This window comes from Nostoc sp. DedSLP03, assembly GCF_034530815.1.
Taxonomy (GTDB): Bacteria; Cyanobacteriota; Cyanobacteriia; order Cyanobacteriales; family Nostocaceae; genus Nostoc.
The window spans coordinates 1-3,141 of record NZ_JAVRCK010000203.1; the positions used below are offsets into that span (position 1 = coordinate 1).

At 43.3% G+C, this 3,141-nt stretch carries 3 protein-coding genes and 2 pseudogenes; all 5 read left to right on the forward strand.

Annotated elements, in window-relative coordinates:
• Positions 1-226, forward strand: a pseudogene (locus tag RM368_RS38145) (hypothetical protein); the annotation flags it as partial.
• On the forward strand, positions 216-926 hold the full coding sequence (locus tag RM368_RS38150; RefSeq protein WP_322698878.1) for a hypothetical protein: 711 nt from the start codon (positions 216-218) through the stop codon (positions 924-926). The pseudogene RM368_RS38145 and the gene RM368_RS38150, both read left to right, overlap by 11 nt.
• A gap of 163 nt (positions 927-1,089) precedes the next feature.
• Positions 1,090-1,500 (forward strand): hypothetical protein, encoded by a 411-nt coding sequence (locus RM368_RS38155; protein WP_229555106.1) that lies wholly within the window; start codon positions 1,090-1,092, stop codon positions 1,498-1,500.
• A 3-nt stretch (positions 1,501-1,503) separates the two neighbouring features.
• Complete coding sequence (locus RM368_RS38160; RefSeq protein ID WP_322698879.1) at positions 1,504-2,217, forward strand: hypothetical protein; 714 nt, start codon at positions 1,504-1,506, stop codon at positions 2,215-2,217.
• 15 nt (positions 2,218-2,232) lie between these two features.
• Positions 2,233-3,141: pseudogene (locus RM368_RS38165) on the forward strand (hypothetical protein); the annotation flags it as partial.

The following is a 3,141-nucleotide window of genomic DNA, read 5'->3' on the forward strand; positions in this document are numbered from 1 at the left end:
AGCCCAAGAGAAAAATCTCCGTGCTGCACCGATCACATCTTATCAAGTGTGGGTGATAGCAAAGATTGGTGAATTGTTTGGAGATATCACTCAAGGGATTGACAAAAAAGTTCTTGTCGAAGCAATTGTTGAAGCAAATAAAGTCCAGTACACCCGCGCCCAGTTTGAACAAGAGCAACTGAAATTTACATCACAAGTATTAGGAGAGACACATCATGTCGGATAGCATATTTACTCGTGCAGAATTATTTGAATTATTGAGTGCTAACTACAAGCCAGAGCAAATCATTGCTGGGTTAGAACAACTGGCTCAGTCAGATCCAGCTGTTGATCCAAACGCCCAAGAATTTCCTGTGGATATTAGCGATCGCTTAGAAAAGTTGTTCAATCTAGCGCAAGCAACCCTCGACAAATCGAAGCTGTTAGGAGGTAGCAGCAATTTGGCGAATATACAGACTCATGCAATAGACATGGCCACTGAACAATTACAATTTGCTGGAGTCAGTCGGGAAACTTTTAAAGCATTCTTGGACATTGTGGCAGGCAAGACTGTTGCTCAAGCGCTGGCAGTTCATGAGTTTGAGCAAGGATTGTTCGATGAAATCACGAGTGAACTTGATGCTCGTTCATTACAGCGACGCACAGAGCAAGGTTTTGATGAAATAGCGTTTATTTATCAGTTGGCCAAAAATCCCGAAATCAGGCAACAAATTACCCAAGAGTACGGGTTAAAGACTGGGGATGAGATTAAGCAACAAGTTCAAACCCTCACGACTGGTACAACTGTTGGTTTTGACCCGAAAGCATTTTTAGACGAATTAGGAGTGCCAACATCAGAAAAAAAGTCTACACGACCTGCGACAATTCAGGATCTGAAAAATTTGACACGCTCTTTGTTGAGCGAGAAATTCCAATCTCCAGCTTAAAATGGCGCAAGTTTTTCGAGCAGAATCTTTTTGGATTATCAGTGATTTTTTTCCTAGTTTGCATTGGGCTGTCTGTTTACGTTCGTGTTATTAATGCACCACCACCCCAGACAACACAAACTATCGACGGCCTCCAACAGTAAAATATTCCGGTTGAGTGGCAATGAAATACCAGAAGCAAGCGATGTTGGGATTATTGGGCATGGGGTTAATCGCAAGTCCTTGGTTATCGCAACTGCCAGCCCAATTTAAGACTTACAACAGTGGCATCACGATTCGAGAGTCAGAAGAACTTGAACGCATTAAAGCCGAGCAAAGGGCAGAAACCGCCGACAAAATTAATTCTCTTGGAGTTACGCCCTCATTCAGTAAGTTACGAATTAGGAACTATTTAGACTCGAAAAAACGTAACCCTAGACCTGAGACTACAGGTTATTTAGAAGATGAAACAGTTTTTGTGTATGACTCAACTGGTTTATGTATTGGGCGAATTGAACAGAGGCAATGGAAATGGAAATATCGATTCAAAAATGCTTGTAAGAATTCGCCACTACTTAAAGATTCACCCAATTGATTTATGAAATATCTCACTCCAAACAAATCTAATTCACAACCGAAACCAGAATCATCACCACAAGGAGAGCCAAAAAAAGGAGGGAGTGACTACCTAGAATTATTAGCTCGGTGGATTGTGGCATTAATCTCACTGCCAGTCATCTTTATCTCACATATCATTGCCCAATTCGTTACCCCAGGCACACCCGGATACAAGCTCGTTGGTGCAATTGGTTTCTGGATTGGTACGCTCCTTTCTACTGATAGCATCTGGCAAGTTTTATTCCAGGGAAAACCGATTTTCCCGTGGTTTGAAACAGAATGGATTGGCTGGCTTGGTTGGTTACAACTCCTATTGAATCCCTTATTTTGGATTAGTTTTGGCATCTCTGCACTAGTGCAAGTGATGGAAGCCCGAACATTGCGTGGCAAAGACCCAAATCAAGCCAAGCATGAGTTTGAGGAATCAAAACAATATACACTCGGCAGTAAACCGAATGGGAATATCGACCTGACAGTGGCATTGTGGGGTGATTATAAAGCTGCTGGCATGAAAGAACGTCACACAGGGGGGAGCGATCGCACTATTTTTCTGGGTTCTGGATCTGACTACTACCTTCGTTGGTCGCAATCCCTTCAGATATACGAACCCAGGTTTAATTTTGGCTTGCTTTGCTTACAACGTAGCTTCAATGATGGCAGGCGAGATTGGTTACAACATTTGGAAACTAACTAAGTAAGAGGAATTCACATGCAGCAAAAAATACCAATGCTCGGTACAAAAGAAACGGCACTTTTACGTGACGATTACCCCAGCATTGAGTATTTGGAAGCTGGGAATACCGCCTCTTGGTTACAAGAGCGTCAAGATCAGTTATTAATCCGCGCCAAAGATGAGCGTAATGGCATGAATCTTGCTAAGTTCATTACTTTAGCGACGGCGGCCACTGGTGCTGTTTGTTATGCCACTTCCCCACTTGCTCCCATCGGTGCAGTCTTCGCTGGTGTTGGTTATTTATGGTCAATTGTTCAGGACTTAAACGATACTCATCAATTTGCACCGATTCCCTTTATCCGTGGCGACCTCTTTACTTTCCTTTCGGCAATGGGTGATAGCGTCGCTAGAGTTGAATATTTTGCTAACCAAAATGAAATTGCTGACTTGATGCTGCATCTGGAGCCAATGTCTAAGTATGAGTTTGCCATGCTCAAGCAATCATCTCATGTGGTGTGTGAATACTTGAGCGCCGTTGAGCCAGGAAAAAGATTTTACGCTTACCGTTGGTTACTTGATTGGTTTATTCAGCTACGTGGGCAGTTTCCCACCCGTGAGCAATTGTCTGGGCATTTAGCGCAAGTGACAATTGACCCGCGAGTTAACTACCAACAAGTAACAGTTATTCAAGAGGCGATACAACCACAAAATCTTGGTATCCCACAAGCTCGATTTGCTCAATTACCGAATCATGCTGTGGGAGCAAGGTTTGTAGAGGAAACGGGGCAGAGCGCAGGGGAAATTTCTCCCATACCTTCTGCTCCCATGCAAAGTGCTTCTTCCCCTCCAGTCAATACCAATCTCTCCATCTACACCACTAAACCCCAAGTGCAGTATGACCTAATTGGGCATATTGCTAAGAAAGTTACCAATATGCTGTGGGTT

Bases quoted from the DNA above. Each gene is read 5' to 3' on its own strand.
- RM368_RS38155 (WP_229555106.1), top strand. From the start codon at position 1,090: ATGAAATACCAGAAGCAAGCGATGTTGGGATTATTGGGCATGGGGTTA.
- RM368_RS38150 (WP_322698878.1), top strand. From the start codon at position 216: ATGTCGGATAGCATATTTACTCGTGCAGAATTATTTGAATTATTGAGT.
- RM368_RS38160 (WP_322698879.1), top strand. From the start codon at position 1,504: ATGAAATATCTCACTCCAAACAAATCTAATTCACAACCGAAACCAGAA.